We start from the raw sequence: 26436 nt of genomic DNA, 5'->3' as shown, positions 1-26436 counted from the left end.
ATTATTAATTATTCGGTAAAATGTCATATAGTGACTTTGATTTAAAAAAAGTAAAAGCTGAGTTTAATTTGAAAATTATAGAAACAGAAGATTTATTTTCTCAAGTTGAACCTGTAGAGATTAGTAATTTATTAGCTGAAATGTTAAAGCAAAATGTTCCTATTGCTTTAGCGATCGCGACAGAAAAGGCAAGTTCTGAGCTAATAATTATTAATATTTTGCTGGAGATTAAAAGGCAACTTCAAATCAGTTTTTTTTCGGGTATAGATTTCTCAGTGGATCGAGATAAGGGATTGAATGGATTTTGTGATTTTATTATTAGTCAATCTTCGGAACAATTATATTTGGATACTCCTGTAGTTGTTCTTGTAGAGGCTAAAAATGAAAGGATAGTTGGTGGTTTAGGAGAATGTATTGCAGAAATGGTTGGGGCTGAAATATATAATTAACAAGATGGTAAAGATGTTCCTTTTATTTATGGTGCGGTGACGACAGGTCATGTCTGGAAATTTTTGAAATTGGAAAAGAATGTAGTGTTTATTGATGTGGAGAATTACTATATTAAAGATTCGAGGAAAATAATAGGAATTTTGGTGGAAATGGTTAGATCGGTTAAGTCTTTGTAATTAGGTATTAAAGTAATAAGTAGGGTAGGCAAATATTATAAATTTTACTGTTGATATAGGTTGGTCAACATTTGCCCACCATAACTAATACTAAATTCGGTATATCTAGCTTCAGGCAAAGTGAAATTTTTACTAGCAATATTTATTTCCATTAAAAATATACTTTATGCCAAATTAATAGATTGAATATTGTCAAATAATTCAAATTTCAATCAGCAGTTACAGTTATTCCGTTTTCTTCGAGGTCTTGTTCTACTTCTTGTTCTACCTCTTCTTCTATTTGTTGTTTTTGCGTTCTATTCAAGGTTCGCTTCATTCTTTTCATTTCTCGTTCAATCTCGTCGGCAATATGTCTTTCTACCTTCTGTCTTGAAATTTTATTCCCATTATTAATTGCTTCTTGTGTGATATTAAAAGATGCTGCTTCTTTAATAGACTTTTTTAACAGGGAAATTTGGTTTGGATCTAGGGTTTTTGACATTCTTGCTGCTTGTTTCGCAGCACCTGATGTTCCGTCAACTACTTCAGGCCCAATTTTAATAAGCTGTTTTGCTACTCTACATCCCAATAATGAAGGAAAGATAGTTAACAAAACAACCATTAATTTTAAATATTGATTTTTCATATTTATCCTTTATTAGTAAATAATTTGTGTTCATAAACAGCCAGTAAAATATGTCTTAATGCCTAATCAATTTTGAATTTTTCATAAGTTTCTTAATACCAATTCAATGTTACACCTAGCAGACTGTAACTCATCTAAGGTTAAATCGCTAACATCAATATATTCAACTTTAAGATATAATTCATCAAAATCTAGCTCGTTTAAACTATCTAATATATCAGTAAAACTATCTAGAACTGTCGGATCAATTTCATTAATGTCTATGTCATCTCCATCCCAATCAATATCCTCAAAAACGTCTGCTATTGCTGGTTCTGCCCATCCAATTATTGGTCCAAAAATTAGAGCTAACCTAACAGCTACCCAAAGGGCTTTCGGTATTTTAAATGATGGATTGTGTTGATTTTTTCTAACTGTTGATGTTTTGTTATTTAGTTGAGAAAGTAATTTAATTACCTTCTTAAGTTCTTCTTGTTTTTTGCGTTTTTTTCTATTGAAAAACATAGATGTAACTTTTGTGGCTTTCATAGATTAGATATTCTCTAGCGAAAAAAATTTTTATATTTTCGCCAAGTAATCTCATACTTAATAATTTACTACAAGTAATAATCAGAGCTACTACTTATAAAACCTCACAAAAAATAATGTACAACTAAGCATAATTATCAGAAAATATCAGATTTTTTTTCCGAAATATCAGAAAACATCATGTATAATAGGAAGAAATTCCTAACTAAATTTGACTAATGACTCTTAATGAAGTTTTAAGGTTTGTCGATGATGTGGTTTTTGACAAAACTGGCAAACACCTTGATAGTCTGCAAGAAGCTATTTTACGCGCTACTTGGCAAGGGGAAAAATACTCAAAGGTTGCTCAACAATACCACTGCACTAAATTTCATGTTGGCAATGTCGCTTCAAATTTATGGCAACTTATTTCTAAGGAATTAAATGAAAAAATTCATAAGTCAAATTTCCGCGCTGCGATGGAAAGATATCAAGTTTCTAACTTTTCAAATGTATTTAATTTAGGAGGAAATAATTGTCTAAAAGGTAATATTAATCTCTGTACAGACAACACTCATTCTCCAGAAACCAAACAAAAATTACCTACTACACAAACAACAAACGAAAATAATACCCCACTGCCAAAACTCGACCTCAGAGACGCACCAGATATCAAAAAAACATTCTACGATCGCTCCACCGAACTCACCACTCTCAAAACCTGGATAGTCAAACATCGCTGTCGTCTCATCACCGTCTCAGGAATAAGCGGTATCGGTAAAAGCACTATTATTCGTCACCTCATCCCCGAAATAGAATCTAATTTCCACCACATCATCTGGCGCACCCTCCGCACATCTCCACCTCTAAACGTAACTCTCAAAAGTTTAATTGAAATTATCTCCAACGTAACAGAAATAAACCTCTCCAATAACACCGATGCTCAACTGTCATTGCTCATTGAAAAATTACGGGATATGCGTTGTCTAATTATTCTAGATGACTTACAGCAAATATTCAGTAGTGGGGAACTTATTGGTAACTATAAATCAGGGTATGAAAACTATGGCAACCTATTTAAAATTATCGGCGAACTTCCTCACAATAGTTGTTTTATTCTTAACAGTTGGGAGCCGCCTTTAGAAATTTTCAATTTTACAGATAATGACTCAGCAGTATGTTTATTTCAGTTAACTGGTTTAACGGAAAAGGTGGCGCGTGAGATGCTGAAAAATCAAGGATTATCGGATGAGGAAAAATGGCAATAATTGATAAATTTCTATCAAAGTAATCCCCAATGGTTAAAATTAGTAGGACAGACAATTAAAAATTTATTTGGTGGGAGTGTCGCTCAATATTTGAGTTATCAACCATTATTTTTGTGCAGTGAATTAACCAATATTTTCCAGCAGCATATTCAACGTTTGTCTGAATTAGAAAAACAAGTTATTTCTCTACTGAGCGAACAACCAAAATCTGTTTCACTTTGCCAGTTATTAGAAAAATCCCAATTATCATCACCAGAATTATTTCAGACATTACTATCTTTAGAAAGACGAGATTTGATAGATAAAATTACAGCAGAAAAAGATATTTTATTTACAGTTAAAGCTATATTTAAGCATTATATAAAAAATTATACAGCTATAACCAACAGACCTAATATTTTATAGCAATTTACACACTGACAGGGGAATAGGGTCATTTCAGTTATCAGTTGTGATGGAATGGCTAAATATAGAATTTATTTCCCAAATTGATATTTATACAGTTATATCAAATCCAGTAGCATTGGTGTTATTCAGTATTAAAGAATTTTGAGTCAATCTTCTTCTTTTCAAGGAGAGTTCATCCATGGATAATGGATAATGGATAATTACCTCTCCCTAAAAGGAAGAGGATTAACTAAAAGGAAAAAATTTATTTTATTCCCCTTGAAAGGGGAGGCTTTAAACCTGAATTATTTAATTATTTAATTATTAATTCTTCGGTAATTGTTAATTATTAATTATTAATTATTTTGCCTATAGGCAGTGGGAGTATCTTGCTCCCGTTCTAAGTTTTGCTTGTCTCCACCTGCAATTACTATCTAGGACTACTAATTATTGAACCGGATATAATATTAAGTGTAGTAATCAATGGCATTGCTGAGGGGCGGGATGAATATAAGGTTGTTATTCTGCCTGCGGTGAAAATATTTGGAATGGGAAAATATTTGGAATGGGAAATATCTGGAATCGGGAAATATCTGAAATGACAAAATATCTGGAATCGGAAATATCTGGAATGGGAAATACTTGGAATGGAAAATATCTGAAATGACAAAATATCTGGAACTGGAAATATTTGGAACGGAAAATATCTGAAATGACAAAATATCTGGAACTGGAAATATTTGGAATGGCAAAAGATCTGGAACGGAAAATATCTGAAATGGCAAAATATCTGAAATGGGAAATATCTGGAACGGGAAAATATCTGGAACGGGAAAATATCTGAAATGACAAAATATCTGGAACGGGAAATATCTGAAATGGCAAAATATCTGGAACGGGAAATATCTGGAATGGGAAAATATCTGGAATGGGAAATATTTGGAACGGGAAAATATCTGCAACGGGAAAATATCTGCAACGGGAAATATCTGGAATGGGAAAATATCTGGAATGGCAAAATATTTGGAATCGGAAAAGAAAATATCTGGAATGGGAAAATATCTGGAATCGGAAATATTTGGAACGGGAAAATATCTGCAACGGGAAATATCTGGAATCGGAAATATTTGGAACGGGAAAATATCTGCAACGGGAAAATATTTGGAACGGGAAAATATCTGCAACGGAAAATATCTGAAATGGCAAAATATCTGCAACGGGAAATATCTGGAATGGGAAATATTTGGAACGGGAAAATATCTGGAATGGGAAAATATTTGGAATCGGAAAAGAAAATATCTGGAATGGCAAAATATCTGGAATGGGAAATATTTGGAACGGGAAAATATCTGCAACGGGAAATATCTGAAATGGCAAAATATCTGCAACGGGAAAATATTTGGAACGGGAAAATATCTGGAATGGCAAAATATCTGGAATGGCAAAATATCTGGAATGGGAAATATCTGGAATGGGAAAATATTTGAAATCGGAAAAGAAAATATCTGGAATGGGAAAATATCTGGAATGGGAAATATTTGGAACGGGAAAATATCTGCAACGGGAAATATCTGAAATGGCAAAATATCTGCAACGGGAAAATATTTGGAACGGGAAAATATCTGCAACGGGAAAATATTTGGAACGGGAAAATATCTGCAACGGGAAATATCTGGAATCGGAAATATTTGGAACGGGAAAATATCTGGAATTGGAAAATATTTGGAATCGGAAAAGAAAATATCTGGAATGGCAAAATATCTGGAATGGGAAATATTTGGAACGGGAAAATATCTGGAACGGGAAATATCTGGAATCGGAAATATCTGGAATGGCAAAATATCTGCAACGGAAAATATCTGGAACGGGAAATATATGAAATGGCAAAATATCTGGAACGGAAAATATCTGCAACGGGAAATATCTGGAATCGGAAATATTTGGAACGGGAAAATATCTGGAATCGGAAATATCTGGAATCGGAAATATCTGGAATCGGAAATATCTGGAATCGGAAATATCTGCAACGGAAAATATCTGCAACGGGAGATATCTGCAACGGAAAATATCTGGAATCGGAAATATCTGGAACGGGAAAATATCTGGAATTGGAAAATATTTGGAATCGGAAAAGAAAATATCTGGAACGGGAAAATATCTGAAATGGCAAAATATCTGCAACGGGAAAATATCTGCAACGGGAGATATCTGCAACGGGAAATATCTGGAATCGGAAATATTTGGAACGGGAAAATATCTGAAATGGCAAAATATCTGCAACGGAAAATATCTGGAACGGGAAATATATGAAATGGCAAAATATCTGCAACGGAAAATATCTGGAACAGGAAATATATGCAACGGAAAATATCTGGAACGGGAAATATATGAAATGGCAAAATATCTGGAACGGAAAATATCTGGAATGACAAAATATCTGGAATGACAAAATATCTGGAATGACAAAATATCTGGAATGATAAAATATCTGGAATGGCAAAATATCTAGAATCGGAAAATATCTAGAATCGGAAAATATTTGGAATGGCAAAATATCTGGAACGAAAAATATCTGGAATGATAAAATATCTGGAATCGGAAAATATCTGGAATCGGAAAATATCTGGAATAATAAAATACCTGGAATAATAAAATACCTGGAATTGGAAAATATTTAGAATGTGAAAATATCTGGAATCGGAAAATATTTGGAAAATATCTAGAATCGGAAAATATTTGGAATGGCAAAATATCTGGAACGAAAAATATCTGGAATGATAAAATATCTGGAATGATAAAATATCTGGAACGAAAAATATCTGGAATGACAAAATATCTAGAATCGGAAAATATTTAGAATGGCAAAATATCTGGAATGGAAAATATTTTTCCTATTATTCCCTATTTTCTGCTATAAAACTAATCACTTATCCCAACTTTAAAATAATTATGCAAAATCCACAAATTAAACCACATTTTCGCATCGAAATTATCGAACCAAAGCACGTTTACCTCTTAGGAGAAAATTCAACTCACGCCCTAACAGGAGAATTTTATTGTCACCTAATTCCCCTATTAGACGGTCAACATACCTTTGAAGAAATTTGCCAAACCCTATCAGAAATAGCAGACTCAGAACAAATCGAATATGTTCTCGATCGCCTCCACAACAAAGGTTATTTAACCAAAGCAACTCCCCAACTCCCCCAACCAGTCGCTGCATTTTGGTCATTACTCAATGTAGAACCACAACTCGCCTCCGAATATCTCCAGAAAATCTCAGTTTATGTCGCCTCAGTAGGAGAAACAACCACAGATTTATTAATCGAAAATTTGACAGCAATAGGTATTAAAACCAAGCTTTGGGAAAATTACCCACTAACATCAGACCGCAACGCACTATTAGTTGTTCTCACCGATGACTACCTACAACCACAACTTGCGAAAATCAATGAAACCGCAGTCTGCGCTCATCAACCTTGGTTGCTGGCAAAACCTGTGGGAGGGTTACTGTGGTTAGGTCCAATATTTGAACCAGAAGATACCGGATGTTGGGAATGTTTAGCTCAACGTTTGCGCGGTCATCGGGAAGTTGAAGCTGCTGTTTTGCGACAAAAACAGAAATCTCCTTCCACCAAAAAATCTAGTGCGAGTAAAAGAGAAATTTCTGGATGTCTACCTACTTCTTTTGGTTTCCTACCCTCAACTATGGCAACTGCTATCAATCTAATAACCACTGAAGTTGCCAAATGGATAGTACAAAGATGTGGGGTGGAAATGCCTAACTTTACTACCCTCGCGGGAAAAGTAATTACCTTTAACCAGACCAACCTGACCACAGAAACTCATATTTTGAGTAAAAGACCTCAATGTCAAGCTTGTGGCGATCCTAAATTACTCAAAGACATGGCATTTTATCCCCTGACTCTCACCAGTCGCCAAAAACATTTTACCTCTGATGGCGGTCATCGCGCATTCACTCCCGACCAAACAACAAAACGCTACGAACAACTGATAAGTCCCATTACTGGAGTTGTCAGTGCTTTAGTACCAACCTCCGACCCAAATAATCCTTTAATTCATACCTACAATGCTATTCATAGTTTCGGTAGTGCCAAAACTCTCAGTGCTTTACGTCGTTCCCTTAGTCATAAAAGTGGAGGAAAAGGCAAAAGCGATCGCCAAGCTAAAGCTAGTGGTTTTTGTGAAGCGATCGAACGTTATTCAGGAATATTCCAAGGAGACGAACCCAGAAAAAAATTAACTTTAGCTGAATTGGGAGAAAAAGCTATTCACCCAGAAAAATTTTTGCACTTCAGCCCTACTCAGTATGCAAACCGCAAAAAGTTGAATGCCAAAAGTAAAGTAGACTGCGATTGGATTCCCCAACCTTTTAATGCCAGCAAAAAAATTGATTGGACTCCAGTATGGTCCCTCACAGAAGATACTCGTAAATACTTGCCTACAGCTTGGTGTTATTATGCTTATAACTTGCCCACAAACCATAATTTCTGTATAGCTGATTCTAATGGCAACGCTGCGGGCAATACCATAGAAGAAGCAATTTTGCAAGGATTTATGGAATTAGTAGAGCGCGATAGTGTAGCAATTTGGTGGTACAATCGCCTGAAGCGTCCATCAGTAGATTTAGCCAGTTTTGACGACTCCTATTTATTGGCAGTGCAAGAATTTTATCAACAAAATCATCGCGAGTTGTGGGTGTTAGATTTAACAACAGATTTGGGGATACCAGCTTTTAGCGCAGTTTCCCGTCGAATTGATCGGGAGTATGAACGAATTATTACAGGTTTTGGAGCGCATTTTGACCCCAAAATTGCCATGCTGCGAGCGGTGACAGAACTTAATCAGATTGGTTTGGGAATAGATGAAGAAGATGTTAGTCAAATGGAAGAAGGGATGCAGGAATGGATCACCACAGCAACTTTAGAAAATCAACCTTATTTAGCTCCCCACCCAGAAATACCAGCCAAAGTTTATGGAGATTATCCTCTGGTTTGGAGTGATGACATTTATGAAGATGTTTTGACTTGTGTGAAAATTGCTCAAGCAGCAGGAATGGAAACTTTAGTTTTGGAGCAGACTCGCCCAGATATTGAATTAAATGTGGTGAAAGTTATTGTGCCTGGGTTACGCCATTTTTGGCCGCGGTTTGGGAGGGGTAGATTGTATGATGTACCTGTGAAAATGGGTTGGTTGTCTGAAGCATTGCAGGAAAAACAGATGAATTCAATGCCGATGGTATTTTAATATCATGTCCGAAATAATAGAGGAGTCAGGAGTCAGTCCTCAGGAGTCAGGAGGGAAGAAGAGGGAGTTTTAAGGTATAATATCAAGTCTCATTAATTAGCCATAATAAATCAGCTATCTTTAGCCATCTAAAGATGATATCATCTCCGTTGGTATAGTCCCGTGTAAAAGTTGGGGAAATATCTGCCGCTATATAAGTAAAATTTTTCCTTTTCTTAAAGCTTCTTCCTTCTTCCAACTTCGGTCTTCCTTACCTTCTCTATACAAGACCGATGCTACCGGACATGATATGACTTCTGCTGTGAGCCAAGAAATAAATTTCTTGGCGGATGACAAAGCCACACAACTTTATACCTGATGGCTCGCCAAGCCAAGCTTGACAGTAGTGACTTAGAAGCCTAAAATTCAAGCAAATTAAGCTCAAAATACACAGAGGAATAATCCGATGGCCAAGAAAAATCTGATGCCACAACAGAAAGAGCCTGTGATTCGCTTGAACGTTGAAAAACCTATAGAGGGACTTGAAGAAGAAAACCTGACTACTGGTTTCGCCTCCAGAGAGGGAATAGCCCCACAAGGTGCCAGGAGGAACCGGCCTTACAGATGTTCCTATGATGGTGACGCAGATTAACGAAGTCAGAAGTCCCCAAGTCAGAAGTCAGAAGTTAACCCACCCCTAACCCCTCCCGGGAGGGGAAGTAGGGGATTTGAGCAACTCTCCAAAAATATTGCGCCTTAAAAGGCGGGGTTTTAGACCCATGTTATTTTGATAACTCTGCTTCATCACAATAAAAGTTGCTATATCAAAGCCAAGGATTGAAATCCTTGGCTAATAGTTTACAGCGGTTTTCATTTCAGTAGACCACAGTAGGGACGTTGCATAAGGGCGTCCCTACAGGGCGCGTGGTTATGGCGATGTGGTTCATCAATTTGAAAACCGCTATAAGTCATCTTAAGATGACTCTTGAGGAGTATGCCATCTTTATTATGTTGTGATTAATCAGTGCAACTTGATATCAAAGGCCAAAGAAGTTACTCCTATATAGTTCCCGTTCCCTGTTCCCTTTGAAAAAAAACAAAACTCTCATGTTGCTACTTTGAGCAACAGAGCGATCGCTCGAATAAATAACTATGTTGATTAAGGATTAATTTCACTCTCACCTACGGTAGAAGCAGGAGTATCACCAATAGCATTTTGTGATGGTTGTATAAGTTGCTGCTGTTTATTGCGAAACTGTGTCGCTGCATCATTAAGACTGTCACGTTGTTCGAGCATATACTCTTTCATATTCCGGTTATTTCCCAGTCTAGAGTTATGAATAATGTCGAACATATTCAACCCACCGGAACCACTGAAAGGATCGGGGTTATCTACGGTTTGCAAATCCTTTAGAGGATTAACTGTATTAGTTTCATAAGATTCAGCAAAAGATGGTTGAGGTAGGAATATAGTTATTATTCCTGTGGTTAAGGTGCTGAAAAATATTTTTGTCAAAAGTTGGGCAGACATAAGTCGTATTGTAGTTTTTTTAGGAAACTTTAGATATATAGCATACAACTTTTTTGGTCTGTTTGAAGAAGAGAGCTAATTTTACGGTAGCATTAGATTATTGGGGAGGGGGCGAGTTTATCTGAATAATTTGTAACACCATTAACTTACAGCGCTTTTCATTTCAGTAGACCACAGTAGGGACGTTGCATAAGGGCGTCCCTACAGGGCGCGTGGTTATGGCGATGTGGTTAATCAATTTGAAAAGCGCGCCGAAGGCGGAACCCGCCCCTACTATTGCCACATTTTAGGTGTCTAACCCTACTACATTTTTAGCGTCAGAACGGTTTTAACCGGAGGTAATTATCAATTATCCATGATCAATTATCAATTAATTAACCACCCAATTAAATCAATTTAGGCAAACCGACGACGTAATAAAGGTTGAATTGCTACTAACGTCACTACATCAAAGACTAACAGTACCAACAATGCTGTACCAAAGGAAATATCAGCAAAAGGTGTTTCCATGATTATACTACCAATAGACCAGTCACTATGTAGATACAAATAGCGAATCGGCTCGATCGCGTAAGTCAAAGGATTTAAACTTGCCACTACCTGTAACCAATTAGGCATAAAAGATAGAGGTGCTAGAGCAGTACTAGCAAACAATAAAGGTAAGTTAGTTACAAAAATAACTGCCAAAAGTTCAATGTGACCAGGTAAAGCAAAGGCCAGACCCAAACTTAAACCAGTTACGCCCACAACCAACATTAGGACAATCAGGGCGATGGTAGCTAATCCTAATGTACCAGGTAATCCAGCGCCCAAAAATGCACCAGCACCGATAATTATTGCTGACTGAATAAAACTCAGGGTGACAATAAAAGTAGCTGAAGCTATGACAATAGAAAAACGGGATGTTAATGGAGCTACCAGTAGGCGGTTGAGAAAGCCAAATTCTCGGTCAAACATGACTGGCAAACCAGCATTAAGGGCACCAGCAAAAGCGGTGAAGACAATAATACCAGCACCGAGAAATTGTCCATAGTTTTGACTTTCACCAAATAAACCTTGAGGTACATTTTGGAAAAGTGCCCCAAATAGGATTAACCACATCAGGGGTTGGATAATTCCAGCTATTAATGTGGAAGGGCGTCGTTTTAGTTGGATAAATAACCGACGGGTTAATGCTAGAGTTTCTTGGAAGAAATCTCCTACTACAGAACCAGAGGTTAAAGGTGTCGTTTTAGTGTCAGACAACTGACTTATATTTGGTTGGGAGGGAGTAATAGTACTACTCATGTTAGATTTTAGATATTATTTAGTGCAGAATGTATGGACAAAAGATAATACGGTAATGTGGAAGTTAAAGATTTTTAACTTATTATTAATATTTTTCCACCGTATCCCAATGGCTTTTGCCCAATACACTCGTAATTTTAACACTGCTATTTAGAAATGGCAGAATAGGGGAAAAGTAGTGAGAATTATCAGGACTTGTGTAAATTGACCTTTAAACCACCAGATGTAGGGGCGAATGGCATTCGCCCTCGCTATATTGTAGAGTCTCTGGGTAAGTCCTGACTATTAAAAAATAATGTAGGTTGGGTTAAGCGCTAGCGTAACCCAACAAACCCAAAATGCTTCTTGTGTTTACCTGACTCAACTCAACCTACCGATACCCAACCTACACATATATCAGTACTTACGCACGGACAGTAAATTGAGTGAGGGCGAATGCTATTTGAGGGCGAATGCTATTTGAGGGCGAATGCTATTTGAGGGCGAATGCTATTTGAGGGCGAATGCTATTTGAGGGCGAATGCCATTTGAGGGCGAATGCCATTCGCCCCTACTGTGGGTTTTGCCACCCTTCAACAATAGCAACTCCCACATTAACATAAGGATTATCTAATAATTTTTTGAGTGCTTCTTTGCCTCCCGCTTGCAATGCTCCTACAAAACGTTGACGGTTACTTGGCGCAATGGAGGCGGTGACAAATGCTTGTTTTTCTGCATCGGTGGCATCGGGATTATTTGATTCCAACTGTTTCAATAATTTTTGAATTTCCTCAGCAGCTTCGGCGAGGGTTTGCTTTTCTTGGGAACCATAGTTATTTTGTGTTCCGCTTCCTATAACCTGATTGCTACTTTCGGCATTTCCAGACATATTACCATCAGTACTCCCATTTTGTTCTTGATCGACTATATTATTACGTTCAGCGTGTCTCTGGTCATATTTTGTTCTGTAAGAATCAGTCATTTCTTTACTCCTTATATTAGGGTTAAATTCAGTATTAGGCTTAGTTTCAATATTAGGATTAACTTCAATATTTATATTATTATTTTTTTCAACAATCAGCAATTTAATAATTTCCACTAGATTCAAATTCTCACCATCTTTGGATAATTCTGACCGAGAATTTAATCGTTGAATAAATTGGTCGCTGACAACATGGTCTTTGGTTTCGGCTGCATTTATTAATAATTTTTCTCGTAATAACAGTGCTTCGTTATAGGGTAACAAAGTTGCTAATAATAGATAAACTCCTCGAAATCTGGGGTCATTAATATGTTGTTCTAATTTTTGATTTTCCTCACCAAGAAATGTCTGGACGATAAAATATTCTTGAATTTTATCATGGCGGAAATACCATTGGGAACCTGAATTACCTTCTACATGGCGTTGACGGCGCAAAACCATTTTGTAGTTTTCCATGCAATTTAGCTCTTTTTTCCACTCCGACGGAATATTAATTTCATCATTGAGGCGCATTTGATATGCTGTTTTGGCAAAGTCTGTTAGGGGAAAAGAATCAAAATTAATCTGCTCGTATGCTGCTGCCATAACGTTGTACTGCTGTTGTTGCAGGTTGAGCAAGTCGGGGGTTTCCCCAAAAAAGTCGGGAGCAAGATGCTCCCACTGTTCTCGTAACACACATTGCCAGACAATGCACGACCAATAAAAATGCACCACCACCAAGCCTTCTTCCTCCTTCTTCCCTCTTCCTTCTCTCCTAGATAACTCAAGCCTTCCTTCTTCTTCTCTCCTGACTCCTGAGGACTGACTCCTAACTCCTTCTAATTACCCACATCACGAAGAATATTTAAAGGTTTATGCTCCTTAATAATTTTCATCTGTTCCTGATTTTTTACCAACAAAGCACCCGCAAAACCTAAACTATTAACAGAAATAGACTGAAAACTCTCATGCGATCGCGACACAACTAACATCCATTCTCGCGTCACCAAAAGATTATAACAGGACTTAGGCACGGACACTTCCAGTGAGGGCGAATGCCATTCGCCCCTACATATGTTGTTTTTAAGGTGGATATCCGTAAGTCCTGTATAATTACCAGACTGTTTCCCAGTCTTCTCATCACTATCTTCTATCCCCACAGCTTTGAGTAAAGCAAAATAAGATGCCAAAATCTCACCAGCACAGTCAACAGGAGAATTTATCCAACCAGAATCTAATTTAACCAAAGCGTGTCGAAAAGAAAACTCAGACGTAACACCTATACCATTATCAAAGGTAGCAGTAGCGATCGCTCTTTCTATAGGTATTCTCTCTCCGTCCAAAGCCATTGGCAGAGGTATCATTTGTAAATGTTTATGACGTTGACTGGCACCTGCCACTTTCCCAGCGTTGTAAAATGCCAAACCATCAAATTCTCCCATACAGCAACCCAAAGCCTGAAAGTCTTGCAAGTTCAGCAAATTTTCTTGTTCCTCAAACTCTCTAGTCACAATGAGTAGATGATTATCTACAACGTTATACTTATTCAACAAACACAAATGAGTTTTAGAGATATCAGCAACAAATAGATCCTGCTCATAAGGCAGAAAAGGGTTAAAATCTTTGCCAGTCTCAGTTTTCTTTTTTTTCTGCTGTTTTTTGGCATCATCTTTCCGGGATAAATTAGACAAAATGCGTACTAGGAAGCGAATATTATCCTGTTGCACAAACTCGTATTCAGTAGGTATAGGTTGAAGTGCGCCACATTCTAGAGCATATTCTGTTTGTTGTTTCAGCCTTTCCCAGAGAGTGCCAGGTGTAAATAACAATTGATTTTGGGACATAGTTTGGATATTAGAGTCAGTAGTCATCGATTATCATACTACCGATATTGATATGAGGAGGCGATCGATATTTCAAAATTTGAGACCCAAAAAAATGGGTAGTAGGGGCGGGTTCCGCGTTAAGTTAATGGTGTAACCCACGACTGGATCAACCCGCCCCCGCCCCATTAACGAAGTCAGAAGTCAGAAGTTAACCCACCCCTCGCCCCTCCCAGGAGGGGAGGGGAAGTAGTGGATTTGAGCTTCGCTCCAAAAATATTTGGCCTTAAAAGGCGGGGTTGCGCGACCCAATTATTTTGATAATCTAATGCTACCAATAGCTACCAATACTGTTGACGCGTAAGTCCTCAAGTTAATAATTGAAGTACTACCTATAGTTACAGTGCTTTTGCTGATTGATGAACCACATTAGTTATAACCAAAACCCTGTAAGGGCGCCATTCGGAGCTTTGCGTTAACAAATGGCCATTCGCCCCTACTGTAGTCTACTGAAATGAAAACCGCTGTAAGGTAATTAGTATAAAACCTTCTGCCTTCTGCCTTCCGCCTTCTTCCTTCTTCCTTCCGCCTTCTTCCTTCTTCCTTCTTCCTTCTTCCTTCTTCCTTCTTCCTTCTTCTTCCTTCTGCTATTAGTCAAAAAAAAAGTCCCCTCTAGAAACAGGGAACCCCTATAAATAGCAACTACTCTTAGAGCTTGATTTCACTAAAACGTTCGTTTCTGTTGGGAAATTCACGAACTTTATCCCTCATATTAATCCCCAAGTACTTCCCTACAAAATAAGTTATTTGAATCAAAACTTTGACCTTCTCTATTTGCTTTAGCTTCTTTACTTTCTAGGATGCTGGCAACTGAACCTTTAGCAAGAGAACGAGTTGTTGCACTGGCACTTTCATTAACCCAATCATTTGCGCCAACTTTATATCTGAAATTACATCTATACTGATCGTTTGCCGATCCTGCTTGTAAGAAAATACCGAGAGAAGCTAGTGCAGATAGGATTAAGTACCTTTTCATTATAAATAATCTCCTGTAATCGGTTTACTTTTTGGATAGTGAATTACTATCTATATTCTTTTTATATCTCTAAGTTTAGATCATTTATTGTTAACTACTATACTTTTTACTATCTTTTTTCTCATTTTATGAGCGATTAATGATTTTTTAAGTATAAATTCTCAATCCAAATATCGACATAATTAATATTAGTTTTTACTGTTTTAATCTCAATAAAAATTAATAAAAAAAATCAATCTTTATGATAAAATTACTCTTGGTTTATTGGAGCGATTATGTGAGTAAAATTTTACAGTTATCTACTAAAATTGTCAAGGTAATAATATGATTATTCTCCCAAAAAATTATATCTGCAAATATGCACAGTCAACAAACATTTAAATTGCTATTGGGGACGAAAGTAAATAAATATTAATTATGTTTCAACAAAGGAATAAATGGAGGAAAACTATTACTATATGACTTGATATGAGCTTTTAGCGGTAATTTTAAAAACGAGAAAAAGCAAAAATCAAAAGTGCTGCCAGCAAAAATTTACAAAATTAAGTCTATCGGGTATAATTGAATATGTGGTTTTTCAATCTTTGCCAAACACAAGAATCTTCACAGCAATTGATAAAAACTTTTCAGGCAAAGGTTATGTATGGAATGCGATCGCCATCACGAGACAAGTAGCTACAACAAATTCTGGCGTTGGTGAATTCTGAACTTTCTTCTGGCCATAAGCACATTTTGAAAAGTCAGATAAAATTATTTACTATGAAACTTTATATTTGACTGTCTAGTTGTTCGGAAAGTCAATAATATGAACAGGACTTACGCAAATTGACTTTTAAGGCACCATTTGTAGAGGCGAATACCATTCACCCTCACCATAAGTAGAGTCTCTGCGTAAGTCCTGTAATATGAAAAGAAACTGTAATAAACAAGGAGGCATAAATGCGTAGTAAACGCTCTAAACCCTGGATTCATAATAACTCACGTTTTATTATTGCTGGTATTTCCACAGTAGGAGCAGTAATTACAGCATATCTCGCTATAGAAAAATTCATGGGAGGAGCTGTGACTTGTCCTGTAGGTGGTTGTGATAACGTACTTGAAAGTCCTTATGCTATGATTTTTGGCTTACCTCTAGCTCTATTTGGCTTTATAGCTTATGCTGGCATGGGAACAATGGCGATCGGTCCTTGGGTAATTAACCCAGATTCTCAGAAGGAGTTACGCTCAAAACTAGAAAACTGGAGTTGGTTATTAATGTTTGTGGGTGGCGTATCCATGACTATCTTCAGTAGCTATTTGATGTACATCATGGCATTTGAGATTAAATCTCTGTGTATTTATTGCATCGGTTCGGCTATTTGTTCTGTAGCTTTATTTGTTTTAGCATTAATCGGTCGTGACTGGGAAGATATTGGGCAATTAATCTTTACCGCTATTATTGTTGGGATGGTTACTCTTGTAGGAACATTTGCGGTTTATGCTCCAATTCATAGTCCTATTGCTGAGACACCAGATATTTATGGAGTTACAACTACTTCGACTCCAGCAAAAATTGCTTTAGCAGAACATCTGACAGAAGTGGGAGCAAAAATGTATGGTGCTTATTGGTGCGGTCACTGTAAAGACCAAAAGCAGTTGTTTGGTCAAGAAGCTGTTAGTAAACTTAATTATATTGAGTGCGATCCTAAAGGCAAAGACCCTCAACAAAGCTCATGTATCGCAGCCAACATTACCGCATATCCAACTTGGAAAATTAATGGTCAGTCTTACGAAGGTACAGTTTCTTTGGAGGATTTAGCAAAATATTCCGGTTATAAAGGTCCAGCTGATTTTAACAATCTCTAATATCATGTTCGGTTGACTACTTATAAATAACTGTTGTGAGGAGTCAGGAGTCAACCCACCCGCGGACTCCTCCCAACCCACCCGCAGGCCCCTCCTGGGAGGGGAACGACCGAGTCAGGAGGGAACAAAGGAGGAATGCTTATGAAATATTGGAGATGGGGTATTGATAATTTCAGTATTTCTTTGGTACTGTCGGTACCCAGAGTCCTTAAATTTTATTTATAACTGACCCGTCCGCAATTCGTAGCTCCCCCTCCGGGGGCACATGATATAATATAAGCTGTGGGGGAGTGGGGGAGATGGAAGCATTTTTCTACCTGCTTGGTACGCGTTCCCTTGCGTCTGACGCCGACGTGGGATCTGACAGCTTGCGACTGTCGTCATCGCCGGGTCGCACCGCTACTCCCTACTCCCTATGCATGGAGGAGATGTCTATTGATTATCCAAATATCAAAATAAAGCCGAATTTTCTTAAGTAGTCTTACTCTTACCCTTCAACAATAACTTTCCTGCTGCTCCGAATACCAACAAACCAAAAATTGTACCAGGTTCAGGTACAGAATTAATTTCATAAATAGTAGTTGTACCACTAACTTCATTAGCCACTACTAACAAAGCTATACCATTGGGACTATCTTCTGCACTAATAAATGTTAACCCTTCTGGCCCTAGATCGCCAGCAGTACCAGCTTCAGGATCTCCAAAGAAATCACGATTATTTGTGTAACTAATAAACTTAGGAGCTAATGGATTACTAACATCGTAGGTCATAAAACCACCAATCCTTTCTAAACCAATAAAGGCTAAGGTGCTATTGCCTACCATACCAATAGCTACACCTTCAGGTTCAGGACCTTTATTATCGCTCCGATTATCAAAGGAATCATTCTCATCATTATTGGAGTTGAAGAATTCAGGAAATAACTCAGCAGTTATTTGTTCAAAATCATCTTCACTGTCAAAAACTAAAGCTCCCTTTTCATCCAAAATAGAGAAGGAACGACCGCCGAAAGCATATAGTTCATCAAAATCACCATCACCATCTGTATCACCAAGGGTATTTGTAATTTCCAAACGCCCTATAGTTTCATCTTGCTGGAGTATGGCAGCATTTGGGAAAGCCTGTGGGTCTAGTACCTCATCTGCCACTTCTGTTTCTTCATTAAACCCATCATAGTCACGGCTATCACCCTCATTGGCTGTCACCAAGTAAGTTTTTCCCCCCACTGTATAGCTAGCAATTTCATCTGGCTGGTACATCCCAAATACAGGATAATTATCAATATTAATTTCACCGTCTTGATCGCTACCATCTATTCCATTACCAAGTAGGCTATGATCTTTAAAACCAAGAGCAACAATATCTGTAAATGTAGCTGTTTCTATATCGAGTATACCTATAGCATTATTTTCCTGTAATGTTACCCAAGCTGTTGTTCCATCTTCAGAAATAGCGATCGCCTCTGGCTCCAAATCTTGGGCTACTGTTGAACCAGGGCCAAATATTCTCACATCTTCTGCTAGTAGTTGAGCTACTTGATCGTTAAAAGCCTGAAAACCTGCAACAGTTACATCATCCTGAGTAAGATTTCCTACGCCATTAGACATATCGATGATACTAACAGAGCCTTCTGGATCTATATCTCCTGCAAGATAACCATCTGGTTCAGCTTCATTGGCCACCAGTAGTTTAGTGCCATCTTGTGTAAAAGTCAGCATATCGGGTAAAGCACCCACTGTTATTTGATTTAATTTATTGCCACTAGAATTAAAGAATAAAACTTCTCCTGGATCTGTGATTATTGCACTTTCAACAGCAACTGCAAAAATACCATTACTATAGGCAACACTATTGACACCACCAAAATTTCCAAATTGACTTAAATCTATACTAAAATCCCGGTTTGGAGCGCTGGGGTTACTGATATCCAAAACATCTATTGCCAGTGAGTCGTCGTTAACAACAAAAAGCCTGTCACTGTTTGGATCGAAGGCTGTGATTCTGGCCGCACTCTCATCAAATACGCCTGTAGCATAAGTACCCACTGGTGTGAAACTCAAACCAATAGCTTTACTTGGTGCTGCCATCAAGGCGATCGCCATACTTGATTGTAAAGTTACTCTAATGATTTTTCCTAGTACATTAGTATTAGTATATTTACTTTTATCCTGATAGTTTCTCATGAATTATGTATCTCCTAACTCAATAGATTTTTGCAATTATTTCAGATTTATTCTAGATAAATTTTTTTCAATCATGCTATGGATTCGGGTAGTATTTTTAGAGCAAAGAAAATGTGTAAAAATTTTATATACAGGACTTACACATACAACTCCCTTTAAAACGCAATATGTAGGGGCGAATGGCATTCGCCCTCACTTGATTTAGTGTCATTGCGTAAGTCCTGATATATACATTTTCCTGTCTTAAATTACTAGCAATTTTCTCAATATTACTCAAGTCTAATCAGCTTAAGATGTATTTTAGTAATACGAGAGAAAGCTGTCAAAGACAATACTTAGTAGGGAGAAGCTTTTCAACTATCAACCCTACTTAATAAGTTAATATTCAGATACTCAATTTAAATGCTAAACAAGCTTACTACCAGGTCAAAACAGTTAAACTATAATATGGAATTGCAATGATAGAATAATCTCTCTGAACATTTTCACTGAGTTACCCATATTGTGATACAAGTTTTATGCGATGTTGCACAGAATTAGGTTTTATGTTTTATACAAATTTTATGTGAGGCTGCACAGAATGATGAAATTTATTAACTCGTCTGTCTTAATCTACAGTCAACTCTGATTAAAGTATTATTCTATGCAACTTCATTATGAATTTGGTATGAATACAAAAAACAATTCTGATTAAGACTTTAATAAATAATTGCATTATTAGTTATAAATATGCAATAGCTATGAGCCAACTTCATCAAATCTTCATATATTATTGATTCATTAAAGTAGTCATCCTGAGTGGCTATTTACAAAGAATAGTTGCATTAGGTCAATATAATGAGCGACTATATCTTGCCTACAGCCCTCCAAGAATCTTGTTAGGATAGTATAAATATCTGTGGTGCTGTCAAAAAAGTGACCATAAAAATACCGAACTAAGATCGATGGCCAAATACTAAACAAAATCAGTCAAGTGTTCAAGTTTAGTAACTAGACTATATATTGGCAATTATAGAGCTAAATACCATGCCGAATGTAGACATCGCTGGCCAAATAGCCATAGACTTGTGGAAAAATTACCTGATTAAAGCTTTTGTTCGTGAATTTATTTGAGTCATATCAGTAATATCCTTAAAGTTAAAACTATCAAGAATGGAGAAGTGTAAAAAATGTTACGCAAGCTTTTTGTGAAACTAGCACTCTTTGGCATGGTCATCGCCTTGGTCAGCTCTAGTTTAAAATCATCAGCATTAAACTCAAAGCTGTTAGCTAGCACTCAAGACCCAAGTACAGTAGTTATTGCTGATATTTCTAATAATCCTTCAAAAAAGATTAAACGCTACCAGCCCTTAGCAGACTACTTGGCAGAAAGACTAGGCCAATTTGGAGTAAAAGTAGGGGATGTCGAAATAGCTTCTGATTTGCAAGAAATGGCCAATTCACTCAAATCAGGAGAAGTAGATATTTACTTTGATAGTCCCTACCCAGCAATGATTATTGGCGATGAGTCTGGTGCTAAACCAATTCTACGTCGCTGGAAAGGTGGTGTACCAGATTATTATACTGTCATTTTTACCATGAAGGATCGTGGGATTCAATCCTTAGAAAATTTAAAAGGTAAGATAGTTGGTTTTGATGAAATTAGCTCTACCTCAGGCTATATGTTGCCTACTTCTTTGCTAATAGAAAGTGGTTTAAATCCTCAAGAGAAAAAATCTGCTAGTTCCACAGTATCCGCTAATGAAGTAGGATATGTTTTTACTGATGATGATGAAAATACTATCCAATGGGTAATTAGTGGAAAAGTTGCTGCTGGTGCAGTTGACATCGGTACTTTTATGGAAATTCCGGAAGTAAATCGACAAGCCATGAAAGTTTTAGCAAAAAGTGAAAAAGTAGCTCGTCATGTAGTTTTAGTTAGACCTGATATGAAACCGGAAATGCTTGAGGCCATCAAAGCTATTTTAATTAAAATGGATCAAACGGCAGAGGGACGAGAAGTATTGGAGAAGTTTGAAAAGACAGCCAAATTCGATGATTTTCCCCCAGAGTCAAGTATAGAAAGAATGCGAGAATTGTATGAACTTGTTGAAAACAGGTGAGTTAGATGGGCTTATTCAGGATTGGACAAGGGTCACTAGCCACCAAGTTAACGCTAGCTATGACAGGTTTGGTTGTCGTGGTAGTGGCTGGTGTCACTTGGCTATCTGTTCACCGTCAGCAACAAAATTTTCGTACTGAATTGGAAAAACAGGCGGAAATTTTACTCAATACTATATCAATAACAGTTAGAGATTCTCTCTACAGGCTAGATGCTGATTTTATGGAAGAAATCATGGAGCAGCTTGGAGAAGATCAAGTACTAGCGGCAGGCCGTATTTACGAGAAAGAGGGAAGAATAGTTGCTGATGCTTATGGTGAAGATGTTTTGGTTTACAATATTAAACCCGATGAATTTGGCCAGCGTTTACTGGAGAGCGATGAAACAATTTTTGAGTGGAAGTCTACTCAATTGCTTGCTGGTAAGGCAGTAGTTGTTGGACGGAAAAGACTGGGAGCTGTGAGTGTAGGTTTGTCTACAACTCCCTTAAATCAAAAGATTGCTGATGTGCGTAATCAAGGTCTGATAGTAGCAGCTATGGCTGCTACTGCTGGAACTTTTCTGGCATTGTTAATTAGTCGCTCTATTACTGAACCTTTACAGGAAATGACTGTAGTTACTAAACGTTTTGCTTCTGGAGACCTAACTCAGAAGATGGAGATTTGTACTGGAGATGAATTAGCTGTATTGGCAAAGTCTTTTAATAGTATGACTTATCAACTTAGAGAACTAATTCATAGCAAGGAGGAGCTAATTCGTAGTTTAAAACAAAGAGCAGAAGATTTACGTCAAAGTGAGGCTAAAAATAGAGCGCTGCTTGATGCTATTCCAGATGTAATTTTGCGATTCAGCAATAATGGGATTTTTCTCTACTATAAACCTTCTAGAAAAAATGATTTACCCTGGTCTAGTGATGAATTAATAGGTAAAAAAGTTTCCGAAGTTTTGCCAGAAAATGCTGCAAAACAATATTTACAATATTTTGAGGAGGCACTTCAAACAGGAGATATTAAAATATTTGAATATGAGTGGTTTGTTCATGGGCGACGTCATCATTTTGAAGCGAGAATATTGGCAAGTGGTCAAAATGAAGTTTTAGCTATTGTTCGAGATATTACAGAAAGTAAGTTAGCTAATATAGAGTTGAAGCAAGCAAAAGAAGCTGCAGAAGGTGCGAACAAAGCCAAAAGTATGTTTCTTGCTAGTATGAGTCATGAGCTGAGAACACCTCTTAACGCGATTATTGGGTATAGCGATCTGCTGCGAGAAGATGCTGAAGATTTAGGCTATGAAGATTTTGTTCCAGATTTGGAGCAAATTAAAAGCTCTGGTTTACATCTGCTCACAATTATTCAAGATATCCTAGATATTTCTAAGGTAGAATCAGGCGAGATGACTATATATGAAGAAGAATTTGATATCTTGACATTAGTAAAAGAAGTTCAGAGCATTGTACAACCACTGATTCTGAAAAATGGTAATTCTTTTGAGATGCATTGTAGTAGTGAAATAGGGACTATGTTTGCTGACCGAACAAAAATTAAGCAAGTTGTGATTAATCTATTGAGTAATGCTAGCAAGTTTACTCACGAAGGTATCATCACTTTAAAAGTAGTTCGGGAGCACAAAATACAGCAAAATGGAAATGGTAGTAGCACATTGGAAATAGGGTCAGCTAATATTTCAGATAATCAGACATTAAATCAGATAATTTTTAGTGTCACTGATACTGGTATAGGTATGACTCCAGAGCAAATTCAAAAAGTGTTTCAGCCTTTTGTACAAGCTGATAATTCTACGACTCGTAAGTACGGTGGGACTGGTTTGGGGTTGTCTATCTGTCAAAAATTTTGTGAAATGATGGGTGGAAAAATTACGGTAGAAAGCTCTGTTGGTGTTGGCTCTACTTTTAGCATAAATTTACCAACTGTTGTAACATTAAAAACTGACCATATTTTAAGTTCAGAGCGGTCGTAATATTATGTCCGGTAGCATCGGTGTAATTAGATGGGGTGATGGAGTGATGGAGTGATGGGGTGATGGGGTGATGGGGTGATGGGGTGATGGGGTGATGGGGTGATGGGGGGATGGGGTGATGGGGAGATGGGGAGATGGGGAAATATTTGGTAATGGTTGAAGATGGAACATTTTTTACGTGCCGAATTAAACGGATTTGATATTATACTAAATCCGGATAATTAGTAGACATCTCCAATAATAAAAAATAAAATCAACTATCGTACAGAAATTATCAATTCTTCCCCTCCTGGTCGGGGGAGGGGCGAGGGGTGGGTTTCCTACTCCCTATGCATGGAGGAGATGTCTAGCGATCAAAAAAACTTTCTCCTTTTCCTCCTCTTCTTCTTTCTTCCCTCTTCCCTCCTGATATCATGTCCGTTGGTATCGTTTGTGTAAAAGTTAGTGTGGATATCTACAGGGAATTTAAGTTTTTTTCTTGTCTTAAGCCTTCCTGCCTGTTGCCAGATGAGCTGTTGCCTGTTGCCTACCTTTGCTATACAATACCGATGCTACCGGACATGATATGACTCGGTCCTCGGTCTTTCCCCTCCTGGGAGGGGTTATATCATGTCCGGATAATTAGTTATAAAAAAACTTTCTCCTTTTCCTCCTCTTCTTCTTGCTTCTTTCTTCCCTCTTTCCTCCTGAGGACTGACTCCTCCGTAGCTATTTATTTATCAGTGTTTAACCGGACATGATATTAGGGGTGGGTTGACTCCTGACTACTCCATCATTTATTTATAACTGTTCAACCGGACATGATATTATTCATCTATATTTTCATTTTCCTTATGAGAATTCAGATGTTCAATTCCCCATTCGTGCATTTCATTAATCATCGGTTTAAGACTTTTTCCAAGAAAAGTTAAAGAATATTCGACTTTTGGAGGAACCTGCAAATAAACTTCCCGATGAACAATACCATCTGCTTCCATTTCCCGCAATTGTTGGGTAAGCATCTTATGAGTCACACCTTGTAAAGAACGATGCAGTTCATTGAAACGTTTAACCCCATCAAATAATTCCTTGAGAATCAAAAGTTTCCAACGTCCACCAATGACTTTGATAGCCATCTCTGCTGGACAATTTTTCTTCTTATTTGTACTTTTAATTTTCATCTCAAATTGTTGGTTGGCTGAATTTTTATATTAAAGTTTTATAGAGCCAATTTGATAGCTATATAATTATGGTAGTAAAGTATTTTAGCGCATCAATTTTTAGGAAAAATTTGAATAAGGAGTGTTGATTTTTTTGTATTATCTCTCCCCACATCTTCCCTCTTACCGAATAATTAATAATTAATAATTAGGGTTTGCGCTCAAAAGTCTTTTAGTAGGGGGAGGACACAGGAGAAATTGGAAAGAGCGAGGAAGTAGGAGCGGGCGTTTTGTAAGAATGATTTTTATGCCCAAATCTTGAGCAAAATCCGCTCCTAAATTGAACCATTACCACTTAAAACCTCGCACTTTTTGATACTTAAAAAGGCACTTACCTTTATCTATAAAGACTTTTAGATTTAATCAGCAAGCCCTAATTAAATAATTCAGGTAAAAAGCCTCCCCTTTTAAAGGGAAAAAAAGTGCTAGGATATTTGCTTATATTCAATCAAGAATGGTTAAAACCCGAGGTAATTATCAATTATCCATGATCAATTATTAATTAATGAACTCCTGTCTCCTGTCTCCTGAGGACTAGCTAAAAAAAACGCGCATATTTATGAAGATATGACTCGGGTGTTCTATATTAAAGCTACCAGTTTTTATGACAGCCATTCGACCGATACAGCAGAACACTAAGGGTGAAGTATACCCATGGCGGGGAAGATGTCCGCACTACAAACATTCAATTGTTAATCTCTGTACTTCATAACGCACGGAAACTGCTGTATAAGAAGCAATATTTTTACTTTTTTGTCTACTACCTCCACTCATAGTATCTTTTTAGGTACTATCTAACTTTAAAGTGCATACTACACATATTAACCTAACTTAAGCTAGATTATAAATGTCAAAACAAAATCTCAGTTATTAACTTCTATAGATTTTGTATCCAGAGATTAATTCAATAGAGAAAAAGACCATGAGTGAACCAATTATTTTGACTAAAAACTAATGTCTATAAAATCATAATTATGTAACATTAGTTGGGAGTAATAAAATATGAACCATCAAATAATTTTAGCTACTCGACGTAGTTATTAATTTTTTAGATTAAATTAATGTTAGTAATGAAAGTTTAATTTTCACAAAAAAATCAAATTTTATCGGAGGTAGTAATAATGATTTCTATACGAAAAGCTGAAGCAAGAGGACACGCAAATCATGGTTGGCTCGATAGTTATCATACATTTTCTTTTGCCAACTATTTTGACCGTGAATATATGGGGTTTCGTTCTCTCAGAGTAATTAATGAAGATAGGGTTTCTCCTAGTAATGGCTTCGGAACTCATGGACATCGAGATATGGAAATTATTACTTATGTTTTAGAAGGAGCATTAGAACATAAAGATAGTACAGGAAATACTGCTGTACTTTATCCTGGAGAAGTACAACACATGAGTACGGGTACAGGAATTATGCATAGCGAATATAACTACTCAAAATCTGAGGAGGTTCACTTTTTACAAATTTGGTTACTACCAAATTCTAGAGGTTTAAAACCAACATATAATCAACGTTCTTTTGATATAGAAAAAAACTCTGGCAAATTAAATTTAGTAGTTGCGAAAGATGGTAGAAATGGTGCACTAAAAATTAATCAGGATGTAGATTTATTTGCAGGTGTTTTGAAAGAGGGCGATCACTTTTCTTATTCTTTTGATTCTGAACGTTACGGATGGGTTCAAGTTGCTCGTGGGGAAATAGACCTTAATGATTTATCTTTAAAAGCAGGTGATGGTGCTGCTTTAAGCGAAATTAATGATGTTTATATTACAGCTAAGGAGGATGCAGAAATTCTTTTATTTGATTTAGCATAGTTCATTTCAGTTATCAGTTATCAGTTATCAGTT

Annotated in this window: 27 protein-coding genes; 15 read left to right on the top strand and 12 right to left on the bottom strand. The window is 36.9% G+C overall.

The features are described 5' to 3' along the window. Nucleotides 1-20 precede the first annotated feature (20 nt). Entirely contained in the window at nt 21-449 is a 429-nt protein-coding gene (locus F6K15_RS22310) for a hypothetical protein (protein WP_363268486.1), read from the top strand. A 385-nt stretch (nt 450-834) separates the two neighbouring features. On the opposite strand, the gene F6K15_RS22305 is transcribed toward F6K15_RS22310, so the two are convergent. Then, nucleotides 835-1251, bottom strand: a complete 417-nt coding sequence (locus tag F6K15_RS22305; protein WP_293064472.1) for a hypothetical protein — start codon at nt 1249-1251, stop codon at nt 835-837. A gap of 81 nt (nt 1252-1332) precedes the next feature. Next, nucleotides 1333-1755, bottom strand: a complete 423-nt coding sequence (locus F6K15_RS22300) for a hypothetical protein (protein ID WP_293064470.1) — start codon at nt 1753-1755, stop codon at nt 1333-1335. Nucleotides 1756-1997: 242 nt separating this feature from the next. Between F6K15_RS22300 and F6K15_RS22295 the strand changes: the two genes are divergently transcribed. The 8 genes from F6K15_RS22295 to F6K15_RS22260 all read left to right on the top strand — a co-directional run bounded on the left by F6K15_RS22295 (nt 1998) and on the right by F6K15_RS22260 (nt 8681). After that, the gene (locus tag F6K15_RS22295; RefSeq protein WP_293064468.1) at nt 1998-3026 is read left to right on the top strand and encodes an ATP-binding protein; all 1029 of its coding nucleotides are present in this window, start codon (nt 1998-2000) and stop codon (nt 3024-3026) included. Continuing rightward, nucleotides 3027-3431 (top strand): hypothetical protein, encoded by a 405-nt coding sequence (locus F6K15_RS22290; protein ID WP_293064466.1) that lies wholly within the window; start codon nt 3027-3029, stop codon nt 3429-3431. It abuts the gene before it with no gap. Between the two features lie 694 nt (nt 3432-4125). Further along, entirely contained in the window at nt 4126-4257 is a 132-nt protein-coding gene (locus F6K15_RS22285; RefSeq protein WP_293064464.1) for a hypothetical protein, read from the top strand. Nucleotide 4258: 1 nt separating this feature from the next. After that, entirely contained in the window at nt 4259-4900 is a 642-nt protein-coding gene (locus F6K15_RS22280; RefSeq protein ID WP_293064461.1) for a hypothetical protein, read from the top strand. After that, nucleotides 4852-5292, top strand: a complete 441-nt coding sequence (locus F6K15_RS22275; protein ID WP_293064458.1) for a hypothetical protein — start codon at nt 4852-4854, stop codon at nt 5290-5292. Before F6K15_RS22280 ends, F6K15_RS22275 begins: the two co-directional genes overlap by 49 nt. Before the next feature lies 1 nt (nt 5293). Continuing rightward, nucleotides 5294-5575 (top strand): hypothetical protein, encoded by a 282-nt coding sequence (locus F6K15_RS22270; RefSeq protein ID WP_293064455.1) that lies wholly within the window; start codon nt 5294-5296, stop codon nt 5573-5575. Beyond that, complete coding sequence (locus F6K15_RS22265) at nt 5533-5859, top strand: hypothetical protein (protein ID WP_293064453.1); 327 nt, start codon at nt 5533-5535, stop codon at nt 5857-5859. Before F6K15_RS22270 ends, F6K15_RS22265 begins: the two co-directional genes overlap by 43 nt. A 503-nt stretch (nt 5860-6362) precedes the next feature. Further along, a complete protein-coding gene (locus tag F6K15_RS22260; RefSeq protein WP_293064450.1) occupies nt 6363-8681 on the top strand; it encodes a TOMM precursor leader peptide-binding protein in 2319 nt (772 codons plus the stop codon). 189 nt (nt 8682-8870) lie between these two features. On the opposite strand, the gene F6K15_RS22255 is transcribed toward F6K15_RS22260, so the two are convergent. Next, nucleotides 8871-9023, bottom strand: a complete 153-nt coding sequence (locus tag F6K15_RS22255) for a hypothetical protein (RefSeq protein WP_293064448.1) — start codon at nt 9021-9023, stop codon at nt 8871-8873. 103 nt (nt 9024-9126) lie between these two features. On the opposite strand from F6K15_RS22255, the gene F6K15_RS22250 reads away from it, so the two are divergent. Continuing rightward, nucleotides 9127-9312: a DUF5837 family cyanobactin class RiPP gene (locus tag F6K15_RS22250; protein ID WP_293064446.1), complete on the top strand. Its 186-nt coding sequence runs from the start codon at nt 9127-9129 to the stop codon at nt 9310-9312. A 507-nt stretch (nt 9313-9819) separates the two neighbouring features. Here F6K15_RS22250 and F6K15_RS22245 read toward each other — a convergent pair. From F6K15_RS22245 to F6K15_RS22220, 6 genes are all read right to left on the bottom strand, one after another. Beyond that, nucleotides 9820-10191, bottom strand: coding sequence for a hypothetical protein (locus F6K15_RS22245; RefSeq protein ID WP_293064444.1), 372 nt, complete (start codon nt 10189-10191; stop codon nt 9820-9822). Nucleotides 10192-10587: 396 nt separating this feature from the next. Further along, on the bottom strand, nt 10588-11478 hold the full coding sequence (locus tag F6K15_RS22240) for an ABC transporter permease (RefSeq protein WP_293064442.1): 891 nt from the start codon (nt 11476-11478) through the stop codon (nt 10588-10590). Nucleotides 11479-12028: 550 nt separating this feature from the next. Next, entirely contained in the window at nt 12029-13153 is a 1125-nt protein-coding gene (locus tag F6K15_RS22235) for a hypothetical protein (RefSeq protein ID WP_293064440.1), read from the bottom strand. 104 nt (nt 13154-13257) lie between these two features. After that, on the bottom strand, nt 13258-14262 hold the full coding sequence (locus tag F6K15_RS22230) for a phosphorylase (protein WP_293064438.1): 1005 nt from the start codon (nt 14260-14262) through the stop codon (nt 13258-13260). Between the two features lie 514 nt (nt 14263-14776). Further along, nucleotides 14777-14899: a hypothetical protein gene (locus F6K15_RS22225; protein ID WP_293064436.1), complete on the bottom strand. Its 123-nt coding sequence runs from the start codon at nt 14897-14899 to the stop codon at nt 14777-14779. Nucleotides 14900-15013: 114 nt separating this feature from the next. Beyond that, a complete protein-coding gene (locus F6K15_RS22220; RefSeq protein WP_293064434.1) occupies nt 15014-15277 on the bottom strand; it encodes a hypothetical protein in 264 nt (87 codons plus the stop codon). Between the two features lie 569 nt (nt 15278-15846). Here F6K15_RS22220 and F6K15_RS22215 point away from each other — a divergent pair. Together F6K15_RS22215 and F6K15_RS22210 are read left to right on the top strand one after the other, a co-directional pair. Beyond that, on the top strand, nt 15847-15984 hold the full coding sequence (locus tag F6K15_RS22215) for a hypothetical protein (RefSeq protein WP_293064432.1): 138 nt from the start codon (nt 15847-15849) through the stop codon (nt 15982-15984). A 232-nt stretch (nt 15985-16216) separates the two neighbouring features. Next, nucleotides 16217-17122: a vitamin K epoxide reductase family protein gene (locus F6K15_RS22210; RefSeq protein ID WP_293064430.1), complete on the top strand. Its 906-nt coding sequence runs from the start codon at nt 16217-16219 to the stop codon at nt 17120-17122. 471 nt (nt 17123-17593) lie between these two features. On the opposite strand, the gene F6K15_RS22205 is transcribed toward F6K15_RS22210, so the two are convergent. Further along, the gene (locus tag F6K15_RS22205) at nt 17594-19306 is read right to left on the bottom strand and encodes a choice-of-anchor I family protein (protein ID WP_293064427.1); all 1713 of its coding nucleotides are present in this window, start codon (nt 19304-19306) and stop codon (nt 17594-17596) included. A 1169-nt stretch (nt 19307-20475) separates the two neighbouring features. On the opposite strand from F6K15_RS22205, the gene F6K15_RS22200 reads away from it, so the two are divergent. Together F6K15_RS22200 and F6K15_RS22195 are read left to right on the top strand one after the other, a co-directional pair. Then, complete coding sequence (locus F6K15_RS22200) at nt 20476-21408, top strand: phosphate/phosphite/phosphonate ABC transporter substrate-binding protein (protein ID WP_293064426.1); 933 nt, start codon at nt 20476-20478, stop codon at nt 21406-21408. A gap of 59 nt (nt 21409-21467) precedes the next feature. Further along, on the top strand, nt 21468-23384 hold the full coding sequence (locus F6K15_RS22195) for an ATP-binding protein (RefSeq protein ID WP_293064423.1): 1917 nt from the start codon (nt 21468-21470) through the stop codon (nt 23382-23384). On the opposite strand, the gene F6K15_RS22190 is transcribed toward F6K15_RS22195, so the two are convergent. Both F6K15_RS22190 and F6K15_RS22185 read right to left on the bottom strand, forming a co-directional pair. Further along, complete coding sequence (locus F6K15_RS22190) at nt 23370-23555, bottom strand: hypothetical protein (RefSeq protein ID WP_293064421.1); 186 nt, start codon at nt 23553-23555, stop codon at nt 23370-23372. The genes F6K15_RS22195 and F6K15_RS22190 overlap by 15 nt on opposite strands. Before the next feature lie 635 nt (nt 23556-24190). Then, the gene (locus tag F6K15_RS22185; RefSeq protein WP_293064418.1) at nt 24191-24544 is read right to left on the bottom strand and encodes a helix-turn-helix domain-containing protein; all 354 of its coding nucleotides are present in this window, start codon (nt 24542-24544) and stop codon (nt 24191-24193) included. Between the two features lie 1160 nt (nt 24545-25704). Between F6K15_RS22185 and F6K15_RS22180 the strand changes: the two genes are divergently transcribed. Then, the gene (locus F6K15_RS22180; protein WP_293064415.1) at nt 25705-26403 is read left to right on the top strand and encodes a pirin family protein; all 699 of its coding nucleotides are present in this window, start codon (nt 25705-25707) and stop codon (nt 26401-26403) included. The last annotated feature ends 33 nt before the right edge of the window (nt 26404-26436 follow it).

Source organism: Okeania sp. SIO2B3 (assembly GCF_010672525.1).
In the GTDB taxonomy this organism is placed as follows: Bacteria; Cyanobacteriota; Cyanobacteriia; order Cyanobacteriales; family Microcoleaceae; genus Okeania.
This window is presented reverse-complemented; position numbering and strand designations above follow the sequence as displayed.

Coding starts and splice junctions, on each gene's coding strand:
- F6K15_RS22210 (WP_293064430.1), top strand. CDS start 16,217: ATGCGTAGTAAACGCTCTAAACCCTGGATTCATAATAACTCACGTTTT.
- F6K15_RS22180 (WP_293064415.1), top strand. CDS start 25,705: ATGATTTCTATACGAAAAGCTGAAGCAAGAGGACACGCAAATCATGGT.
- F6K15_RS22300 (WP_293064470.1), bottom strand. CDS start 1,755: ATGTTTTTCAATAGAAAAAAACGCAAAAAACAAGAAGAACTTAAGAAG.
- F6K15_RS22230 (WP_293064438.1), bottom strand. CDS start 14,262: ATGTCCCAAAATCAATTGTTATTTACACCTGGCACTCTCTGGGAAAGG.
- F6K15_RS22280 (WP_293064461.1), top strand. CDS start 4,259: ATGACAAAATATCTGGAACGGGAAATATCTGAAATGGCAAAATATCTG.
- F6K15_RS22295 (WP_293064468.1), top strand. CDS start 1,998: ATGACTCTTAATGAAGTTTTAAGGTTTGTCGATGATGTGGTTTTTGAC.
- F6K15_RS22205 (WP_293064427.1), bottom strand. CDS start 19,306: ATGAGAAACTATCAGGATAAAAGTAAATATACTAATACTAATGTACTA.
- F6K15_RS22285 (WP_293064464.1), top strand. CDS start 4,126: ATGACAAAATATCTGGAACTGGAAATATTTGGAATGGCAAAAGATCTG.
- F6K15_RS22240 (WP_293064442.1), bottom strand. CDS start 11,478: ATGAGTAGTACTATTACTCCCTCCCAACCAAATATAAGTCAGTTGTCT.
- F6K15_RS22250 (WP_293064446.1), top strand. CDS start 9,127: ATGGCCAAGAAAAATCTGATGCCACAACAGAAAGAGCCTGTGATTCGC.
- F6K15_RS22220 (WP_293064434.1), bottom strand. CDS start 15,277: ATGAAAAGGTACTTAATCCTATCTGCACTAGCTTCTCTCGGTATTTTC.
- F6K15_RS22185 (WP_293064418.1), bottom strand. CDS start 24,544: ATGAAAATTAAAAGTACAAATAAGAAGAAAAATTGTCCAGCAGAGATG.
- F6K15_RS22200 (WP_293064426.1), top strand. CDS start 20,476: ATGTTACGCAAGCTTTTTGTGAAACTAGCACTCTTTGGCATGGTCATC.
- F6K15_RS22190 (WP_293064421.1), bottom strand. CDS start 23,555: ATGTTCCATCTTCAACCATTACCAAATATTTCCCCATCTCCCCATCTC.
- F6K15_RS22195 (WP_293064423.1), top strand. CDS start 21,468: ATGACAGGTTTGGTTGTCGTGGTAGTGGCTGGTGTCACTTGGCTATCT.
- F6K15_RS22245 (WP_293064444.1), bottom strand. CDS start 10,191: ATGTCTGCCCAACTTTTGACAAAAATATTTTTCAGCACCTTAACCACA.
- F6K15_RS22260 (WP_293064450.1), top strand. CDS start 6,363: ATGCAAAATCCACAAATTAAACCACATTTTCGCATCGAAATTATCGAA.
- F6K15_RS22275 (WP_293064458.1), top strand. CDS start 4,852: ATGGCAAAATATCTGGAATGGGAAATATCTGGAATGGGAAAATATTTG.
- F6K15_RS22270 (WP_293064455.1), top strand. CDS start 5,294: ATGGCAAAATATCTGGAACGGAAAATATCTGCAACGGGAAATATCTGG.
- F6K15_RS22305 (WP_293064472.1), bottom strand. CDS start 1,251: ATGAAAAATCAATATTTAAAATTAATGGTTGTTTTGTTAACTATCTTT.
- F6K15_RS22310 (WP_363268486.1), top strand. CDS start 21: ATGTCATATAGTGACTTTGATTTAAAAAAAGTAAAAGCTGAGTTTAAT.